The sequence below is a fragment of the Streptomyces sp. NPDC002640 genome (genome assembly GCF_053592575.1).
In genome coordinates this window covers 20,571-38,636 of record NZ_JBSFVZ010000030.1, presented here as the reverse complement: position 1 = coordinate 38,636, position 18,066 = coordinate 20,571, and the positions used below count along the sequence as shown (strand labels likewise).

The 18,066-nt window shown below is 75.3% G+C and carries 16 protein-coding genes; 10 read left to right on the top strand and 6 right to left on the bottom strand.

The window, feature by feature from the left end:
- Window positions 1–33: 33 nt before the first annotated feature.
- A complete protein-coding gene (locus ACWD3O_RS30065; RefSeq protein WP_451418080.1) occupies window positions 34–1,383 on the bottom strand; it encodes an APC family permease in 1,350 nt (449 codons plus the stop codon).
- A gap of 70 nt (window positions 1,384–1,453) precedes the next feature.
- Between ACWD3O_RS30065 and ACWD3O_RS30060 the strand changes: the two genes are divergently transcribed.
- Window positions 1,454–2,485 (top strand): GlxA family transcriptional regulator, encoded by a 1,032-nt coding sequence (locus ACWD3O_RS30060; RefSeq protein WP_451418079.1) that lies wholly within the window; start codon window positions 1,454–1,456, stop codon window positions 2,483–2,485.
- A 4-nt stretch (window positions 2,486–2,489) separates the two neighbouring features.
- Here ACWD3O_RS30060 and ACWD3O_RS30055 read toward each other — a convergent pair whose 3' ends face one another.
- Window positions 2,490–3,434 carry a GNAT family N-acetyltransferase gene (locus ACWD3O_RS30055; protein ID WP_451418078.1) on the bottom strand — a complete coding sequence of 315 codons (945 nt, stop codon included), beginning with the start codon at window positions 3,432–3,434 and terminating at the stop codon, window positions 2,490–2,492.
- 433 nt (window positions 3,435–3,867) lie between these two features.
- Between ACWD3O_RS30055 and ACWD3O_RS30050 the strand changes: the two genes are divergently transcribed.
- On the top strand, window positions 3,868–4,539 hold the full coding sequence (locus ACWD3O_RS30050) for an enoyl-CoA hydratase-related protein (protein ID WP_451418077.1): 672 nt from the start codon (window positions 3,868–3,870) through the stop codon (window positions 4,537–4,539).
- A 98-nt stretch (window positions 4,540–4,637) separates the two neighbouring features.
- Here ACWD3O_RS30050 and ACWD3O_RS30045 read toward each other — a convergent pair whose 3' ends face one another.
- Entirely contained in the window at window positions 4,638–5,855 is a 1,218-nt protein-coding gene (locus ACWD3O_RS30045) for an MFS transporter (RefSeq protein WP_451418076.1), read from the bottom strand.
- Window positions 5,856–5,933: 78 nt separating this feature from the next.
- On the opposite strand from ACWD3O_RS30045, the gene ACWD3O_RS30040 reads away from it, so the two are divergent.
- The 3 genes from ACWD3O_RS30040 (at window position 5,934) to ACWD3O_RS30030 (ending at window position 9,728) form a co-directional block, all read left to right on the top strand.
- On the top strand, window positions 5,934–6,479 hold the full coding sequence (locus ACWD3O_RS30040; RefSeq protein WP_451410071.1) for a MarR family winged helix-turn-helix transcriptional regulator: 546 nt from the start codon (window positions 5,934–5,936) through the stop codon (window positions 6,477–6,479).
- A 262-nt stretch (window positions 6,480–6,741) separates the two neighbouring features.
- Window positions 6,742–8,412 (top strand): glycosyltransferase, encoded by a 1,671-nt coding sequence (locus ACWD3O_RS30035; RefSeq protein ID WP_451418075.1) that lies wholly within the window; start codon window positions 6,742–6,744, stop codon window positions 8,410–8,412.
- A gap of 320 nt (window positions 8,413–8,732) precedes the next feature.
- On the top strand, window positions 8,733–9,728 hold the full coding sequence (locus tag ACWD3O_RS30030) for an NAD-dependent epimerase/dehydratase family protein (RefSeq protein ID WP_451410069.1): 996 nt from the start codon (window positions 8,733–8,735) through the stop codon (window positions 9,726–9,728).
- Window positions 9,729–9,765: 37 nt separating this feature from the next.
- Here the strand turns inward: ACWD3O_RS30030 and ACWD3O_RS30025 are convergent, their stop codons facing one another.
- From ACWD3O_RS30025 to ACWD3O_RS30015, 3 genes are all read right to left on the bottom strand, one after another.
- Window positions 9,766–10,836, bottom strand: coding sequence for a serine hydrolase domain-containing protein (locus ACWD3O_RS30025; protein WP_451410068.1), 1,071 nt, complete (start codon window positions 10,834–10,836; stop codon window positions 9,766–9,768).
- A 57-nt stretch (window positions 10,837–10,893) separates the two neighbouring features.
- Window positions 10,894–11,811 (bottom strand): transketolase family protein, encoded by a 918-nt coding sequence (locus ACWD3O_RS30020; RefSeq protein WP_451410067.1) that lies wholly within the window; start codon window positions 11,809–11,811, stop codon window positions 10,894–10,896.
- Window positions 11,812–11,914: 103 nt separating this feature from the next.
- On the bottom strand, window positions 11,915–12,622 hold the full coding sequence (locus ACWD3O_RS30015; RefSeq protein ID WP_451418074.1) for a transketolase: 708 nt from the start codon (window positions 12,620–12,622) through the stop codon (window positions 11,915–11,917).
- 68 nt (window positions 12,623–12,690) lie between these two features.
- On the opposite strand from ACWD3O_RS30015, the gene ACWD3O_RS30010 reads away from it, so the two are divergent.
- The 5 genes from ACWD3O_RS30010 to ACWD3O_RS29990 all read left to right on the top strand — a co-directional run bounded on the left by ACWD3O_RS30010 (window position 12,691) and on the right by ACWD3O_RS29990 (window position 18,024).
- Complete coding sequence (locus ACWD3O_RS30010; protein ID WP_451418073.1) at window positions 12,691–13,212, top strand: DinB family protein; 522 nt, start codon at window positions 12,691–12,693, stop codon at window positions 13,210–13,212.
- Between the two features lie 81 nt (window positions 13,213–13,293).
- The gene (locus tag ACWD3O_RS30005) at window positions 13,294–14,721 is read left to right on the top strand and encodes a sensor histidine kinase (RefSeq protein ID WP_451418072.1); all 1,428 of its coding nucleotides are present in this window, start codon (window positions 13,294–13,296) and stop codon (window positions 14,719–14,721) included.
- Window positions 14,718–15,401 (top strand): response regulator, encoded by a 684-nt coding sequence (locus ACWD3O_RS30000; protein WP_451418071.1) that lies wholly within the window; start codon window positions 14,718–14,720, stop codon window positions 15,399–15,401. The genes ACWD3O_RS30005 and ACWD3O_RS30000 overlap by 4 nt, the downstream gene beginning before the upstream one ends.
- 188 nt (window positions 15,402–15,589) lie before the next feature.
- Window positions 15,590–16,732 carry an alpha/beta hydrolase gene (locus ACWD3O_RS29995; protein ID WP_451418070.1) on the top strand — a complete coding sequence of 381 codons (1,143 nt, stop codon included), beginning with the start codon at window positions 15,590–15,592 and terminating at the stop codon, window positions 16,730–16,732.
- Window positions 16,729–18,024: an acyltransferase family protein gene (locus tag ACWD3O_RS29990; RefSeq protein WP_451418069.1), complete on the top strand. Its 1,296-nt coding sequence runs from the start codon at window positions 16,729–16,731 to the stop codon at window positions 18,022–18,024. Before ACWD3O_RS29995 ends, ACWD3O_RS29990 begins: the two co-directional genes overlap by 4 nt.
- The last annotated feature ends 42 nt before the right edge of the window (window positions 18,025–18,066 follow it).

The window sequence follows — 18,066 nt, the reverse complement described above, 5'->3', positions numbered from 1 at the left end:
GGCACGCTGTTTCCCCCGGCCACGTCTCGTCCCTCACGGTGCGGTTCCCCGCACCGGGACCTTCTCGGGTGCGGCGTGGCCGGTGGAGGCGGCCACCGGGGCGACGCGAACCGCGGCACGGGCGCGCCGGCGGCGGGTGACGCGGACCGAGAGGAGGGCCGCGCAGGTCACCAGGAGCGGCCAGGCGAGGTGGAGGCCGGAGAGGGCCAGCAGGGCCAGCACCGCCGCGAGTGCGGACCAGGCGCAGCGGCGGCCCCAACTGCGCGGCGGCAGCAGGCGGATGGCGGCGGCCACGCCGATCGCGTACACCACGGCGAACGACGCGGCGGAAAGCATCACCGCCGCTTCCGCCCCTGTGCCGGAGAGCCCGACGGCGACCAGGGTGAGCAGGGTGAGGGAGGCCACGAAGAACAGGCTGCGGCGCGGTGTCTCGCCCGCCGTGCTGCCCCGGGCGAACCAGCGGGGCAGGCCGCCGTCCCGGCCGAGGGCTGCTCCCAGCTTGGCGGCCCCGGCGTAGTAGGTGTTCATGGTGCCGAAGGTGAGCAGCACCGCGGCCACCGCGGCGAGCGGGCGGAAGCCCTCGCCGAGGCCGCGGGCCATCAGGTCGCCGAGCGGCGCCGCGGAGCGGCCCGCGCCTGGGCCGAGGACGGCGACGACCGCGAAGGCGGCCGCCAGGTAGACGACGCCGACGATCACCACGGCGGCGGCCGTGGCCCGCGGCAGGTCCCGGTCGGGGCGGCGGAACTCGCCCGCGAGGTGGGTGACGGCCTCCCAGCCGGCGAAGCAGAACACCAGCATGGCCGCGGCGGGGCCGACGGCGGCCCAGCCGTGGGGGGCGACGGGGCGCAGGTGGGCGGTGTCGGCGTGCGGGAGGGAGAACAGCACGGCGGCGGCGAGGAGGGTCAGCAGGAGCGCGAAGAGGACGACCTGGAGCCGTCCGCCGAGCCGGACCCCGGCGGCGTTGACCGCGGTGACCAGGAGCATCAGGCCGGCGGCGGTGGTCACGGTGGTGGCCGTTCCGCCGCCGAGCGCGGAGGAGACGTAGGAGCCGCCGAAGAGGGCCGCGGCGGTGGCCCCCGGGGGTATCGCGAAGTAGAAGCACCAGCCGGCGACGGCGGCGGCCCGCTCGCCGAAGGCCAGCCGGGCGTAGGTGGACACGCCGCCGGCGTCGGCGTGACGCGCGCCCAGGGCGGCGAAGGCGGCGGCCAGTGGGACGGAGAGGAGCACGAGGGCGAGCCAGGCCAGCAGCGAGGCCGGCCCGGCGATGTCCGCGGCGAGCGCGGGGAGGGCGATGACGCCGGTGCCGAGCACGGCGCCCACGGACAGGGCCGTGCCCTGGGCCAGGGTGAGCCGTCCGGCCGGACGGGAGGTGGGCTGTGACATGGCTCCAGCCTGCTGTCCGCCGTCCGCCTCGGACAGTGGCGGAAACGACGCCGTGCGCTACATTCCTGCCATGAACGAGAGCGGTGCGCACGACGGTTCCGGCGTTTCCGGGGCGTCCGGCCGGCGTCACGTGGTGGCGGTGGCGGTGCCCGACGGCACGGCGACCTTCGAACTCGCCGTGCCCTGCGAGGTGTTCGGCATCGACCGCAGCGACGTCGTCGACCCCTGGTACGAGTTGCGGCTCTGCGCGGCCGAGCCGGGGCCGCTGCGGACCGCCGCCGGGCTGGTCCTGAGCACGCCGTACGGTCTCGACGACCTGGTGGAGGCCGACACCGTGGTGGTCGCCGCCTGTCCGCGGCGGGTGCAACTCGACCCGCCGCCGGCCCTGATGGAGGCGCTGCGCGCGGCGCACGCGCGGGGCCGGCGGATCGTCTCGCTGTGCAGCGGGGCCTACGTGCTCGCCGCGGCCGGGCTGCTCGACGGGCGGCGGGCGACCACGCACTGGATGAACGCGGTGGACTTCGCGCACCGTTTCCCCCGGGTGACCTACGACCCGTCGGTGCTCTACATCGAGGACGGCAACGTGCTGACGTCGGCCGGCACCGGCGCCGTGATCGACCTCTGCCTGCACCTGGTCCGCCAGGACCACGGCTCGGCGGTCGCCAACGAGGTGGCCCGGCGGATGGTGGTGCCGCCGCACCGGGAGGGCGGACAGAAGCAGTTCGCCACGCCTCTGCCGCCCCGCGCCCGGCACCGGGAGGAGGGCCTCGGGCCGGTGCTGGACTGGGCGCGCCGGCGGCTCCACGAACCGCTGACGGTGGCCGGGCTGGCGAGGGAGGCCCACCTGAGCGAGCGCACCTTCGCCCGCCGCTTCCGGGAGGCGCTGGGCACCACGCCGCTGCAGTGGATCCTGCAGGAACGGGTGCGCCTGGCGCAGGAGTTGCTGGAGACCACGGACGATCCGGTGGAGTCCGTGGCCCGCCGGACCGGCTTCGGCAACGCGGCGAACCTGCGGCGTCACTTCGGGCGGCTGACCACGGTCTCCCCGCAGACCTACCGGCACGTCTTCCGGCACCGCACCGCCGCGGACCGGCCGTCGTGACGGCTCAGCTCCAGGTCATGTTGATCTCCCGTTCGAAGTCGACGTAGCCGGCCCGGGCGAAGGCGGCGGCCATGGGCGCGTTGCCGAGGTCGGTGGAGGCCCGGATGCGCGGGACGTCCTGCGCGGTGAGGACCCGGGTTCCCTCGGCGAGGATCTCGTCGACGTATCCCCTGCCTCGGTGTTCGGGGAGCACGGCGAGGTAGGCGATGATCGGGTTGTAGCCGTTGTGGGCCGGCACCACGAAGCCGACCGGGTCGCCGTCCGGCAGCGTGGCGACCCGCCACCAGTCCCGGGGGCTGCGGTAGCGGGCCAGTTCGTCGGCGTACTGGGCGGCCGCCGCCTCCTGGGGCGTCATGGTGGTCAGGTCGTGCACGCTGTGGGCGTCGAGGGTGCCGTCGAGCACGCGGGCCATGAGTCCGGTCAACTCCTCCTCGCCGCGGGGCGTGCGGAAGAGCAGACGGCCCGTGGGGGCGGGGACGGGGAGGCCGGGGGAACGGTTCAGCCGGAGCCGTTCGACGAAGAGGCGGGCGCCGGTGCGTCCGGCGATCGCCATGCGGTCCTCCACCGCGTGCCGGACCTCCGGTCTGTCGCGCCAGTCGGAGGGCACGAACCGGGTGTACTCCGGGATCTGCGCCCCGGCCCGCAGCACGGCGGACATGGCGGTGCGCAGCAGGTGTTCGCCGACCGCGAGGCGGTCCGCGGCGGGGAGGCTGTCGTCGACGTCGAGGACGTCGAGCAGCAGTGGTTCCCCGGCGCCGGGGCGGCTCCACCAGGCGAGCCGGGCGAGGAGCCGGTCCCCCTGGAGGGCGACCCAGAGCCAGCCGGGGCGGCGGCGCCCCTGCTCGAGGTCGGCGCCGAGTTCCGCGTCGAGCGCGTACGACAGGCTGAGGAAGAGGCCGAGTTCGTCCGGCCCGGCGAGGGGACGGACGGTGACGGACGGAAGGGGCACGGAGGGAAGGGATGCGGAGGGCGGGGATGCGGAGGGCGGGGATGCGGAGGGCGGGGATGCGGAGGGCGGGGATGCGGAGGGCGGGGATGCGGATGCGGGGTTCACGGTCGGGTCTCTCTGTCGAGGGGTGCTCGGCCGTCCAGGGCCGGGTTCAGGCCGGTCGGGCCTTCCGGGGTGGACGAGCGTGGGTGCGGTGCGGGCGAGGACATGGCTTACCCCTCCTCTCGGCAGCGGGCCGTGGACGCGGGCCCGGTGATCTCCGGGCCCGCGTATGCCTATCAGGCCGCGCGCGTGCCGCACCACCGGTTTCCCTCCCCCGCGGCGGTGGACGGGTGTCTTGCCAGGCCCGGCCGCGACCCATAAGTTACTGACTAGTAGGTTGGTCTCACCGCCTCGGACCCGCGCACACCCGACCCCGCGCAAAGGAGCACCCATGCCCACGCTCGACCGTCAGGGCGACGTTTTCGTCCTGGATCTCGGCGACGGCGAGAACCGGTTCCACCCGGACTGGATCGCCTCGGTGAACACCGCCCTGGACGAGGTGGAGAAGGCGGAGGGCCCGCGGGCCCTGGTGACCGCCGCGACGGGGAAGTTCTGGTCCAACGGCCTCGACCTGGACTGGCTGTTCGCCCACGCCGAGCAGCACCAGGAGTACGTGGTGTCGGTCCACGCGCTGTTCGCCCGGATGCTGTCGCTGCCGGTGGTGACGGTGGCGGCGCTGCAGGGGCACACCTTCGCGGCCGGTGCGATGCTCTCGCTGGCCCACGACTTCCGCGTGATGCGCGCGGACCGCGGTTTCTGGTGCCTGCCCGAGGCGGACATCCACATCCCGTTCACCCCGGGCATGTCCGCCCTCATTCAGGCGCGTCTGACGCCGCAGACCGCGCACGAGGCGATGGTGACGGCACGCCGCTTCGGCGGCGAGCAGGCGCTGGCCGCGGGCATCGTGGACCGGGCGGTCCCGGAGGACGCCGTCCGCGCAACGGCGCTGGAGCTGGCGGGCGAGCTGGCCGGCAAGGCGAGCGGGACGATCGGCACGATCAAGTCGCGGATGTACGGCCGGGCACTGGAGCTGCTCCGCGACACGACCGACCCGATGGGCTGACCCCTCCCCCACCGCCCTCGGACGCCCCGCCGTACACCAGGGGGCGCCCGAGGGGCACGTGGTCAGGACGGACCGGCCGAACCGGGACCGACGCGGCGTCAGGCGACCTTCGTCGGCACCGGCGCCTCGAGGGCGCGGACGCCGCGGGAGGCGACGGCGGCCAGGGACGACCCGGAGATGACCGCGGCGACCACCAGCAGCCACGTGTCGACGCCCACCGCCGCGGCGACCGGTCCGGTCAGGGCGAGGCCGAGGGGCCTGGCCACGAAGGACCCGACCGAGTCGAAGGCGTACACCCGGGCCAGCCTGTCCTCCGGGACATGGGTCTGGATGGACTGGTCCCAGTACACGCTGAACATCTGCAGGCCCACGCCGTGCACGAACGCGCCCAGCATCACCGGCCACAGGCTGTCCGAGAGGGCCATGGCCAGCGGGAAGACGCCGGTGAGGGCGAGCAGCACCGCGCCGCCCGCCAGCGGCCGCCGGAGCCTGACCCGCAGGGCGAGCAGTCCGCCCACCACGAAGCCGGCCATCAGGGCGGAGAGGGCGAAGCCCCAGGCGGAGCGTCCGACCCCCTCGCCCACCACCACCGGGCCGAGCACGGCCTGCGCCCCGCCGTAGAACAGGTGGTAGAGCAGCGCCTGCAGGATCAGCAGCCACAGCCAGCTGTGCCGCACGACCTCGGCGAAGCCCTCGCCGAGGTCCGCGAGCGGGGACGTGGTGCGGGGGGCGCGGGCGTCGGGCGCGCCCAGCCGGCCGAAGGCGACGGCGGCGACGGCGAAGGTGGCGGCGTCCACCATCACGGCCCACCCCGGACCCACCACGGCGACGAGGACTCCGGCCACCGCGTAGCCGAGGGTCCGGCAGAGGCTGTCCAGCAGGGAGCGCAGCGCGACCGCGTCGGCGAGATCGTCCGGCGGGACGACCACCCGGGTCATCGCCTTGGAGGAGGGGCGGCTGAGCGCGGTGACCACGCCGCCGATGCCGCCGAGGAGGGCGATCAGGCCGATCGAGTCGACGTCCAGCAGCACGGAACCGGCGAGGACGGCCATCACCACGGCGCTGACGGCGGAGGCCCCCTCCATCATCAGCTTGCGCGAGAAGCGGTCGCCCAGGACGCCGCCGGCGAGCATGGTGACCAGCTGGCAGGTCGCGAAGACGGCCTCGACCAGGCCCAGGTCGGTGAGCGAGCCGCCGAGGTCGAGCACCGCGAAGGCGAGCGCGACGGGGGTGATGGCGTTGCCCAGGGCGCTCACCGACACTCCGGTGACCAGGAGCCGGAAGTCGCGGTGCTGGAAGACGTGTCTGCTGCTCACGCCGGGAAGCTAGTTCGCCATCTAATTACCGGTCAATAATTTATCCGGCCAACCGACAACTCCGCCTAGGATCGCGCCATGGGAACGCCGGAGACCGTGAGCGACGGTCGCGAGGACTGGGTGGACCGGCACCTCACCCGGCGGCGGGGCCGGGAGCTCGGCGTTCCCTTCGACGACGAGGTGGAGGCCATCACCGTCCGGGTGGTCCGCATCGTCCGCCATCTCCGGCGCGCCACCCGGCTCGCGCTCGAGGAGGTGGGCCTGCAGAACTGCGAGTACGAGACGCTGCACGAGCTGATGGTGCGGGACACCCCCGGCCGGGCCACGCCCTCCGCGCTCGCGGCCGACCTCGGCGTGAGCGGCGCCGGCATGACCGGGCGCCTGGACGCCCTGGAGAGGTCCGGCTGGGTCCGGCGCACCCCGGCGGCCACCGACCGGCGCCGGGTCCACGTGGAGATCACGGAGGCCGGAGAGCACGTCTGGCGCAGGGCGGTGACCCTGCGGGGCCGGGCGGAGCGGGAGATCGTCGCCTCGCTTCCCGCGGAGGAACGCGCCCGGCTGGCGGAGCTGCTGCGCGAGATCACCCTGCGGATCGATCCCCCGGGCCGACCCCACGACAGCTGACCCCCGCACATCCCCGCCCGCCGCGCGCGCTGACCTGCCCCGCCGCGCGCACTCGTCCGCGCCGTACGGCGCGAGGAGCGCGGCACGCGCCGCCACCGCGCCCTGGCGCACCAAGACGGCGTGGTGACCGGTCGCCCCGCAGGCAACCCGCACGCACCGGACACTCCCGACACGCCGGATCACCCGGACGGAACCGGACATCCACCCCGTGCGGCCCTACGATGACGCCGCCCCACGCCTCCGTACTCCGCATGGACGTCACATGATCAAGGTCAGCGTCGTGGTTCCCGTCTACAACGCGGGTCCGTACGTCGAACGCACCGCCCCCAGCCTGCTCCACCAGAGTCTCGGTCCCGAGTCGTACGAAGTGGTCTACGTGAACGACGGGTCGACCGACGACTCCGCCGAGCGGCTGGAGCGCCTGGCCTCCAAGTACGCGCACGTGCGGGTGATCCACCAGGAGAACTCCGGCTGGCCCGGCAAGCCGCGCAACGTCGGGGTGCGGGCGGCGCGCGGCGAGTACGTCCAGTTCGTCGACCAGGACGACGAGTTGACGCCCGAGGCGCTGGACCGGCTGCACCGCATGGGGGTCCGCAACGGCTCCGACATCGTGATGGGCCGGACCATCGGCACCATGCAGGGCCCGCACAGCCTCTACAAGCGGGACGTCGAGCGCTGCTCGGTCGAGGACATGCCGCTGATGGAGAGCCTGACGCCGCACAAGATGTTCCGGCGGGCCTTCCTCCTGGAGCACGGCATCGAGTTCCCCGAGGGACGGGTCCGCCTCGAGGACCAGCTCTTCATGGCCCGCGCCTACGTGCGGGCGAAGACGGTCTCCATCCTCGGCTCGTACCCCTGCTACGTGTGGAACCGCCGCGAGGACGGCGGGAACAACAGCGGCGGCGCGACCACCCCGGAGGTGTACTACGGCCACCTCCGTTCCGTGGTGGAGGCGATCAGGCAGGGCACGGAGCCGGGGCCGCTCCAGGACTTCCTGCTGCGCCGCTCCTACCGGGTCGAGCTGCTCCGGCCGGTGACCGAACCGCGGGTGCTGCAGCGGACCGGCGCGGACCTGGAGCGCCACTTCGAGGTGGTGCGGCGGATGGCGCTCGAGTGCTACCCGCCGGGCGTGCGCGAGGGGCTGCCCGCGCTGACCCGTCTGCGCGCCACCCTGCTCGAGGAGGGCCGGCTGGACTCGCTGGTCGAACTGGCCCGCCGCATCAGGGGCATCCGCCCGCAGGTCACGGTGGACGGCATGCGCTGGCGGGACGGCAGGCTGCTCATCTCCACCACGATCGCCATGCTCCGCCCCGACGGCGAGCCGCTGACCCTGGTGGAGCGGCACGGGCGCCTGGTGATGGACCCCGAACTGCTGGAGGGCGTCCAGGGGGCGGGCGACTGGGAGGTCCCGCACCCGCTGGCCTACGCCCGGGGCGAGTTGCTGGTCCACGACACGGTGCGGGACCGGTGGTGGTTCCCCGACGCCGACATGAGCCCCCGCACCGAGCCGGTCGGCGGCGGACGCCACCGGGTGGTCGTCTCGGGCGAGACCGCGATCGACCCGCTGACGCTGACCACCGAACCGTGCCTGGAGCCCGGGGTTCACGAGGTGTGGGCGTACGGGCAGTTGCTCGGCGTGGGGCGGCGGCCCCGCCTCACCGCGGGCGGCCGCGGGCCGGTGCTGCCCCCCGCGCTCGTGGGCTCCCCCTCGCGCGCCGTGGCCCCGGCGTGGACCGGCACGGGAGGGCAACTGCGGCTGCTGGTCGGCCGTTCCCCCGGCCCCGGGGTCCCGCGCCGGGTGGTGTGGCACGCGGCGGCCCACCCGCTGGTCCGCCGCGGCGGCGGAGCGCTGGTCCGCCGGCTGCCCTCGCACCTGCGCCGCCCGGTCCGGCGTCTGGTGCGCCAGGCCACCACCTGGACCTCGCCCTCCTGACCGCCCCGCCCGACGGAGCCCGGCTCGCGGCGGACACCATGGGCGGATTCGCCCGCCGGTCGTGCGGCGCTCGCGGCGTTGCGGGCGGCCGGGTTCTCCTACTCCCCGGCGCGGTCCCCGCTCACCTTGGAGGGCTTCCGGCGGCCCGTGCTCGCGTTCCGTCACCTGGGCGCGGATTCGGACGTGGGGCCGGGGTGCGCGGGGCAGCCCGCGGTCGGATCCCTTTACGCCCCCGCGGCGGACGACGCCGGCCAGGACAGCCGTCTGCCCTGGGCAGATTCCCTTGGCCCGCGACCGAACTCCCTGATTGGGTCGGGGACATGGAGATTCTTGTTCTGGGTGGGACCGCATGGCTGGGCCGGGAGATCGCGCGGCAGGCGCTGGAGCGGGGGCACCGGGTGACCTGCCTGGCGCGCGGGAAGAGCGGCGAGGTCGCCGAGGGCGCGCGGCTGGTGGCGGCCGACCGCGCGGAGGCGTCGGCGTACGAGGGGCTGCTGGACCGGGAGTGGGACGCGGTCTTCGACGTGTCCTGGCAACCCGCCTTCGTGCGCGGGGCGTTGAAGGCGCTGGGTGACCGTGCCCGGTACTGGTCGTACGTCTCCACGGGGAACGTCTACGCCTCGCACGCGGCGCTCGGCGACGACGAGTCGGCCGAACTCCTGGCCCCCACCGACCGGGAGGAGGTCGACCGGGAGCTGTACGGGGAGGCCAAGGTGGCCTGCGAGGCGGCGTGCCGTGCGGCCGTCGGGGACCGGCTGCTGGTGGCCCGGGCCGGGCTGATCGGCGGCCCGGGGGACGCCAGCGACCGGGCCGGCTACTGGGTGGCGCGTGCCGCGCGGGCGCCGCGGGAACCGATGCTGGTGCCCGACGTGCCGCGGAGCCCGGTGCAGGTGGTCGACGTCCGTGACCTGGCCCTGTGGCTGGTGGAGTCGGCGGAGCGGGGCCTGACCGGGATCTACGACAGCGTGGGCCCCGTGATCCCCTTCGCCGAGTGGGTCGAGCTGGCGCGGGCGGCGGGCGGCCACACCGGTCCGGTGGTGAGCGCCCCGTCCGCGTGGCTGCTGGAGCGGGGCGTCGCCGAGTGGGCGGGCGAGGACTCGCTGCCGCTGTGGCTGGTCGAGGAGGGCTGGGAGGGCTGGATGGCCCGCGACGGCTCGGCGGCCCGGGCGGCCGGGCTGCGGCACCGCCCGTACGCCGAGCTGATGGCGGACACCCTCGCCTGGGAGCGGGAGTCGGGCCTGGATCGCCCCCGGCGCGCGGGGCTCGGCGCGGAGCGGGAGCGGCGCCTCCTGGAGGAGTACGCCGGCCCCCGCTGACCTCAGCCACCCCCTCCGACCTCAGCCCCCGCTGATCTCAGCCCTCGCTGACCGCCGCCGCGACCTGCTCCAGGAGGAGGCCCGGTTCGGCTCCCCAGCGGGAGACCAGCACCAGGTCGCGGGCGGGGTCGACCCACAGCAGGTGGGCGCCGCCGTTGCCGCGGGCGCAGCGGCCGGTGGCGGGCGCGCCGGGCCAGACGGTGCGGTGGTCGTTGAGCCACCAGGACAGGCCGTAGTCCTCCTTGACGGCGCCGGGTGTCCACAGTTCCTCGATCCAGCGCGAGGACAGCACCCGGCGCCCGTCCCACCGGCCGCCGTCGAGGCAGAGCCGGCCGATGCGGGCGAGGTCACGGGCGGTGATCCACAGACCGCCGCCCCAGTGCGCCCCGCCGGAGACGACGGGCAGCGTGGTGCCGCCCAGGCGCAGCACGGAGTCGCGGTAGCCGTGCCAGGCCCAGGTGTCCGAGGCGCCCACCGGGTCCATGATCCGCTCCCGCAGTACCTCGGGGAGGGGGCGCCGGTACAGGGCGGTGAGGGCGAGGGCGGCGAGGTTGACCCGGACGTCGTTGTACGCCCAGCCCGTGCCGGGCGGCCCTCCCGCGGGGCCGGCGTTCCTGGTGACGCTCTGGGCGTCGACGTGGGTGGGCTTGCCCCACAGCTCGCCCTCCCACTGGCTGGTCTGGTCGAGCAGGTGGCGCCAGGTGATGTCCCGGGCGTGGCCCTCGGCGAACTGCGGGAGGTCGAGCGTGCGGGAGACGGGCTCGTCGAGGCGGAGCAGCCCGTCGTCGAAGGCCGGGCCGGCGGCCAGCGACAGCACGCTCTTGGTGGCGCTGTAGGCCATCTCGACGCGGTCCGGGTCGCCCCAGGCGGCGATCACCGTGCCCCGCCGCTCGACGAGCCCGCCGGGGCCGCCGCCGTCCAGGAGCGGGCCGAGCACCTCCCGGTGCGAGGTGTCGTCCACCTGGGCCGCGAGGTAGGACGCCATGTCCTCGACGCCGGCGACCGGCCTGTCCTCCTGCGCCCGGACGGCGCGGCGCAGCGCCTCGCCGTCCACGCCGTCCCAGGGGCCGCCCTGCGCCGTGGCGGGCGGCATCTCTGTCTCGGGCATCGACGCTCTCCTCACTGCCGGGACTGCCGGGCCGGCGGGCCGGCGGTCCGCTGCCCATCATGATCGTCGGCGGTGGTTCCCGTCGAGGAATCGGGTGATCCGGTCGCGGAGCCGGGGGGCGTCGAGGCCGTGGGCGGCGATGTGTTCGGCCATCGTGCCGTAGCGCCGCAGTTCCCGGCGGCCCACGCCCAGGCCGAGGATCCGGTGCGGGACGTCGGCGAGGGCCTCGGCCGCGGCGGTGGTGGAGGTGCCGGCCAGGTAGGGCTCGACCAGGACCACGTCGGAGCCCGCGGCCCCGGTGGCCTCGCGCAGGGCCCGCGCGTCGAAGGGCCGCACGGTGGTGGCGTACAGGACGGTGACGTCCAGTCCCTCGGTGGCCTCCGTCACCGCCTCGAGCATCGGTCCCACGGCGACGACCACGCCCGCGCGGCCCCGGCGCACGGTCAGGAACTCGGCGCCGTCCACGGGGCGGGCCACGGTGTTGGACTGGGCGGACAACCGGACGTACACCTTGTCGTCGCCGGCCGCGACCGCGTGCCGCAGCAGGGTCTCGGCCTCGTCCGGGTGTCCGGGGACGTGCACGGTCCAGCCGTCGAGGGTGTCGAGCAGCGCCACGTCACCGGGTGACATGTGGGTGAAGCCGCCGGCCGGCCAGTCGTAGGAGCCGAGGGCGCTCACCAGGACGGCGCCCACGTCCTGGTGTCCCAGGTCCAGCTTGACCTGCTCGAAGGGCCGCTCGACGAGGAAGCTGCCGAAGGTGTGCAGCACGGGTCGCATGCCGGTGAGGGCCAGGCCCGCTCCCGCGCCGATCAGCAGCTGCTCCCGGATGCCGACGTTGATCACCCGTTCGGGGTGGCGGCGGGCGGCCTCGGCGAAGCCGTCCCGGCCGATCTCCGCGAGGACGACCGCGACGCGTGGGTCCTCGGCGAGCAATTGGGTCGTCACCTGGCTGAAGCGGTCGCGCATGGTGTCCATCTGAGGGTTCTCCCGTTCTCGTTCGGCTGCTCGGCCGCGCGTGCCTTTGCCGCGCGGGGGGGTTCGTCGTGCCCGCGTTCGTCGCGCGGGGGTCCGCCCGGGGTCAGGCGTCGCGGGGCCGCACGCGCGCCACGAGGGCGTGCGGGCGGCCGGGGTGGGGCCGCGTGAGGGCCGCGTGGAGCGCCTCGTGGTCGTGGCCGTCCGCCGTGGCCACGGACCAGCCGGCCGCCTCGAAGCGGGCGGCGATGCCGCCGGGCCGGGCGTGGCTGGCGGAGGCGTTGTCGACGACGACCACGTGCAGCCGGTCCAGGGCCGCGGGGCCCGCGAAGGCGACGGCCTCGTGGTTGCTGCCCTCGTCGAGCTCGGCGTCGCCGATCAGCGCCCAGACGGCCGGGCCGGTCCGTCCCTGGGCGCGCAGTCCCAGGGCCTCGCCGACGGCGATGGGCAGGCCGTGGCCGAGCGATCCGCTGCCGATCTCGACGCCGGGCAGCAGGGTGCGGTCGGGGTGGTGGCCCAGCGGCGAGTCGTACGCGCCGAAGCCGGGCAGCCATTCCTCGGGGAGGAAGCCCTTGGCGGCGAGGACCGCGTAGTAGGCCATCGGGCCGTGTCCCTTGGAGAGCAGGAACCGGTCCCGGTCGGGGTCCTCGGCCCGTTCGGGCGAGACCCGCAGGACGCGGTCGTGGAGCACCCACAGGACGTCCAGGGTGGAGGTGGCGGCGGGGCCGTGCTTCTCGTCGCCGGTCATCAGGCCCATCAGGCGGGGCAGGTCGGCGTAGGTGCGGGGGTGTACGTGCGCGGTCGTGGTGGTCATACGACGAGCGTGCGACCTCGAGCAAGGTTGAGGTCAAGTGCGGCGGCGCGGTGTCGTAGCGTGGCGGCATGGCCGTCTCCGACGCCGAGCCCCGGCTCGACACCCCCGACCCGTCCGCCCAGTTCGTCGCCTACCTCGACTACTACCGCGCCGCCGCGGCGCGGAAGGTCGGGGGCCTCTCCGAGGAGCGGCTGCGGTCCTCCGCGCTGCCTTCCGGCTGGACGCCGCTGGAACTGCTGGCCCATCTGGTGCACATGGAGCGGCGGTGGTTCGTCTGGGGGTTCCTCGCCGAGCCCGTGGAGGACCCCTGGGGCGATCACGAGGGCGGCCGGGACGGCGGGCGCTGGGCGGTGCCGGAGGGTGTGACCGCAGGGGAGCTGGTCGCGCGGTTGCACGCGGGCGGGGAGCGCACCCGGGAGATCCTCGCCGCGCATCCGCTGGAGGCGCGGGGCGCGCTCGGCGGCCGGTTCACCTCGGCTCCCACGCCCACCCTCTCGTGGATCGCCTTCCACGTGCTGCAGGAGTACGCCCGGCACGTCGGGCATCTGGACGTCGTGCGGGAACTGGCCGACGGGGCGATCGGGGAGTAACCCCGGGGAGACCGGCGGTGACGCCCGGCCGCGGTGGTGGAGGTGACACCTCTCGCCCGGTCCGCCTACCCTGATCACCCCATGGAATCGCGACCGCTTCACCCCCAACCTCCGCCCGGGGAAGGGTGGTGGCGTGCGCTGCGCGAGGGGCTGCGGGAGTTCGGGCAGGCGCTCGTCACCCCTTCCGCCCCCGGCGCGCCTCCGCTCTCCGGGGCCCGCCGGCAGTGGGTTCGTGCCGTGCCGTACCTGGTGGCCCTCGGTTTCGTGGCGTCCCTGCTGCCCGTCACGGTCACCGTCCTCGTCCAGGACTACGGGGTGAACGGGGTGACCGCGGGCGCGCTCGCCACGGCGCAGACCGCGCCGCTCCTCCTCGCCCTGACCCGGCCGCTGCCCGCCTGGTGGGTGATCTTCACCGCGGACGTCCTGGGCGCCCTCGCGCTGATGGCGGCGCCCGGCACGGAGGGCCGCTCCTGGCCCTGGACGCCCATGGTGGTGGTGGGCTATCCGCTGCTGATGGTGCTGCTCGGGCTCCGTGAGTCGCGCCGTACCCTGACCGCCGTCTGGCTGGCCACCGGCGCGGCCGGGCTGGCGTTCGAGGCCGCGGGGCAGGAGCGGGGCGACGGCATCCATCTGCTGCTGTTCGTGCTCAGCGGCGTCACGCTGGTCCTCACCTATGCCCTGCGGTCACGCGGCGAGGCGCGGCAACGGCTCGCCGAGCAGGAGACCATCAGCGAGGCCGAGCGGTCACGGCGCACGCTGCTGGAGGAACGTGCCCGGATAGCGCGGGAGTTGCACGACGTGGTGGCGCACCACATGTCGGTGATCACCGTGCAGGCGGACTCCGCGCCGTACCGCGTGCAGGGGCTGCCGCCCGAGGCCGTGGAGGAGTTCGGCAGCATCGCCGCGGCTGCGCGGGAGTCGCTGGCGGAGATGCGGCGGCTGCTCGTCGTCCTCCGCAACGAGGACTCCGGGGGCGAGCGGGCCCCGCAGCCGGGCCTCGACAAGCTGCAGCAGCTCGTCGAGGCCACCGTGCGGGCCGGGGTGCCCGCCCGGCTGTCCCTCGCCGCGGACGTGGGCGATGTGGGGCAGGCGGTGGGCCTGTCGGCCTACCGCATCGTGCAGGAGGCCCTCTCCAACGTGGTGCGGCACGCGCCCGGGGCGCCGACCACGGTGTCGGTGCGCGGGGACGGCGCCGACCTGACGGTGCTGGTCGTCAACGGTCCCGCCGCCGAGCCGGTGACGCCGCTCGAACACGGCGGTACCGGTCACGGCCTGATCGGGATGCGCGAGCGGGTGCGGCTCACCGGCGGCACGCTCGACGTGGGACCGCTGCCCGACGGCGGGTTCCGCGTCGCGGCCCGCATCCCCCTGCGCCCCGACCCCGCCGACGGCCCCGACGGCCCCGGCGACCCGGGCGACCCCGGCCATCCCGGCGGTCCTGGCGACCCCGGCGCCCCTGGCGACCCCGGCAACCCCCGCGACCGCGACCTCCCGAAGGGCTCCTCGTGACCATCCGTGTGATCATCGTCGACGACCAGGCCATGGTCCGCGCGGGCTTCGCCGCCCTGCTCTCCGCCCAGGCCGACATCGACGTGGTGGGCGAGGCCGCGAACGGGCGACAGGGCGTCGAGGTCAGCCGGTCGGCCCACCCCGACGTCGTGCTGATGGACGTGCGGATGCCGGAGATGGACGGACTGGCCGCGGCCCGGGCGCTGCTCGATCCCCCGCCGGGTGTCGTCCACCGGCCGAAGGTCCTGATGCTGACCACCTTCGACATCGACGACTACGTCTACGAGGCGCTGCGCTCCGGGGCCTCCGGCTTCCTGCTGAAGGACGCGCCGCCCGCCGACCTGATCTCCGCGGTCCGGGTGGTGGCCTCCGGCGACGCCCTCCTCGCGCCGTCGGTGACGCGCCGCCTCATCGCGGACTTCGCGCGGCAGCGCCCCGCCCCGTCCCGCGGGAAGCCCTCGCTGCGCCTCAACGGGCTGACGCCGCGGGAGACCGAGGTGCTCCAGCTGATGGCCCGCGGGCTCTCCAACCAGGAGATCGCGGGGCGGCTGGTCCTCGCCGAGCAGACCGTCAAGACCCATGTGGGGCGGGTGCTCGCCAAGCTGGACCTGCGGGACCGGGCCCAGGCGGTGGTCTTCGCCTACGAGTCGGGGCTGGTCGCGCCCGGAGACACCGCCTGACGGCGGGCGCCGGGCGGCCGTGGTGCGGTCGCGCTCCGCGCACCCCCTACCCGGGTAGCATCCGCGCCGCCCCGGCCACCCCTGGGTACGACACCCGACTTGGCTCCCCGGTGTGACGTCCCGCGGCAGGGCCCCTTCCTACCTTCCCTCCGTCATCACACGGAGCGGACGGGACAGGGGGACGGGTCATGGGGCCACGTGCCGAGCGGTGGAAGAGGCGCGGCAGGAGGACGCTGGTCGCGGCCGTGATCACGGCGTCGGTGGTGGCCGGCACCACGGGATGGGCGGCCGGCACCGAGCAGCGGGCGGTCACCGGTGCCGTGCCGGGCGCCGCCGCCTGGCGCGCCGAGCGCGGCCCGGTGCCGCTGCCCGATCCGGCGACGGCGACGCCCGCCGAGGTGGCCGCGTTCTTCGCCGGGCTCGACGACGAGCGGCGTCGGGCGCTCGTCCGCCGGCACGCCCTGGTGGTCGGCAATCTCGACGGGGCGCCGCTGTCGCTGCGGTACGAGGCGAACGCGCTGGCGCTGACGCGGGAGCGGGACCGGCAGCTGGCCCTGGCCCGGGACCCGGCGGCCGGCCCCTGGGAGCGGAAGGCGGCACGCGCCCGCGCCGAACGCTACGAGCGGCTGCTGGGCGGGCAGCGGGACGGGCGCCGGATCCTCGCCTTCGACCCGCGCGGACGCGGGCAGGTGGCCGAGGTGTTCGGCGACCTGGACGGCGCCGAACACGTGGCCGTGATCGTGCCGGGCTCCGACATCGACCTGGACACCTTCGACCGTGCCGGCGACCGGTACGGCACGCCCGCGGGCATGGCCGGCGCGCTGCACGCCGCCACCGGGCGCCGCACGGCCGTCGTGGCGTGGGCCGGGTACACCACGCCGGTGGGGCTCGGACCGGACGCCGCCACGGGCCGTCTCGCGGAGGCGGGCGCGCCCCGCCTGGCGCGGTTCGTGCGGGGCCTGGTGGCCACCGGCTCGCCACGGCCCGCCGTGTTCTGCCACAGCTACGGCTCCGTGGTCTGCGGACTGGCGGCGCACCGGATGCCCGTGGCCGACCTGGTCGTCGCCGGGTCGCCCGGCATGCGTGCCGACACCGTCGCGGAGCTGCGGACGGGGGCGCGGGTGTGGGCGGCGAAGGCCCCCGGGGACTGGATCGACAACGTGCCCCACGTCGAGTTCCTGGGCCTCGGGCACGGCTCCGACCCGGCCGACCCGGCCTTCGGCGCCCGGCGGGTGCCGGCCGGCGGGGCGGTCGGCCACACCGGCTACTTCGTGCCCGGCACGGACTCGCTGCGGGCCTTCGCCCGGATCGCCCTGGGGGTGGCGGCGTGACGACCCACCGCACCCCGTCGGCGCCGGCGGACACGGCGCGCACCGCACCGGCCGGCCTCCGGGACAGGGCGGCCCGGGCGGCCGCCGCCGTCGAGGCCCGCACGCCCGCCCACCGGGACCGCGCGGTCGACGGCCTGCGCGCCCTGGCGCTGCTCGCCGTGCCGACCGGCCACTGGCTGCTCGGCGGCTTCACGCACGACCCGGACGGCGCCCTGCGCAACGCCAGCCCGCTCTCGGCGTTCGGTTTCCTGGCGCCGATGAGCTGGGTCCTGCAGATGCTCGGCGTCTTCTTCCTGGTCGGCGGGTACGCCTCGGTCGTCTCGTACCGCCGGACGCTGGAGCGCGGAGGGTCCCGCGGCACGTGGCTGCGCGGCCGGGTGGCCCGGCTGGGCAGGCCGGTGCTCGGCGTGACCGCCGTGTGGGGCGCGCTGGTCCCGCTCCTGTACGTCCTCGGCGTGCCGGTCACGACCCTGCGGACCGGCTCGACGCTGGTGATCCAGCCCCTCTGGTTCGTCGGCGTGTACACGTTGATCACCGCCCTCACGCCGTACTGCGTCCGCGCCGCCGAACGCCTCGGCGTCCGGTCCGCCTTCCCGTTGGCGGCCGTGGTCGCCGTCGTCGACCTCCTGCGCTACGGCCCGTACGCGGAGGCCGTGCCGTCCTGGCTGAGCGTCCTGAACATCCTGCCGGGCTGGATGTTCGCCTACCAGCTGGGCGTCTGCTGGGGCGGGAACCGGCTCACCGCGCGGCACGCCCGGGTGCTCCTGGTCGGCGGCACAGCACTGTTCGCGACGCTCCTGCTGGTCTTCGACTACCCCGCGTCCATGGTGGGCGTCCCCGGCGAGTCCCGCACCAACTCGCACCCGCCGTCGCTGCTGGTGCTGGCCCTCGCGGCGGCGCAGAGCGGTGCGGCGATCCTGCTCCGCGACCGCATCGGCCGGGCCCTGCGGCGGCCCGCCCTCTGGGCCCCGGTCGTCGTGATCAACCTGTCCGCGATGACGATCCTCTGCTGGCACCAGACCGCGATGTTCACGGTGGCGGCCTCCGGATCGCTCGCGCGGTCCTTCCTGGGCACGGTCCCCGGTCTGACGGAGGCGCCCGACTCGCTGCCCTGGATCGCGGCGCGGCTGCTCTGGCTGCCGGTGTTCGCGGTGCTCCTGGTGGCGATCGCGCGGTACGCGCGCCGGTTCGAGGCCCCGTGGCCCACCGGCCGCGGCTCGGTGGGGCCGCGCGTGGCGGCCGGCGTCCTCGCGGCGGGCTTCGCGGTCTTCGCCCTCGGCCTGGCGGGCTGAACCGCGTGATGCGCCCCTGGCATGTCGGTCGTGTCCGCTTCA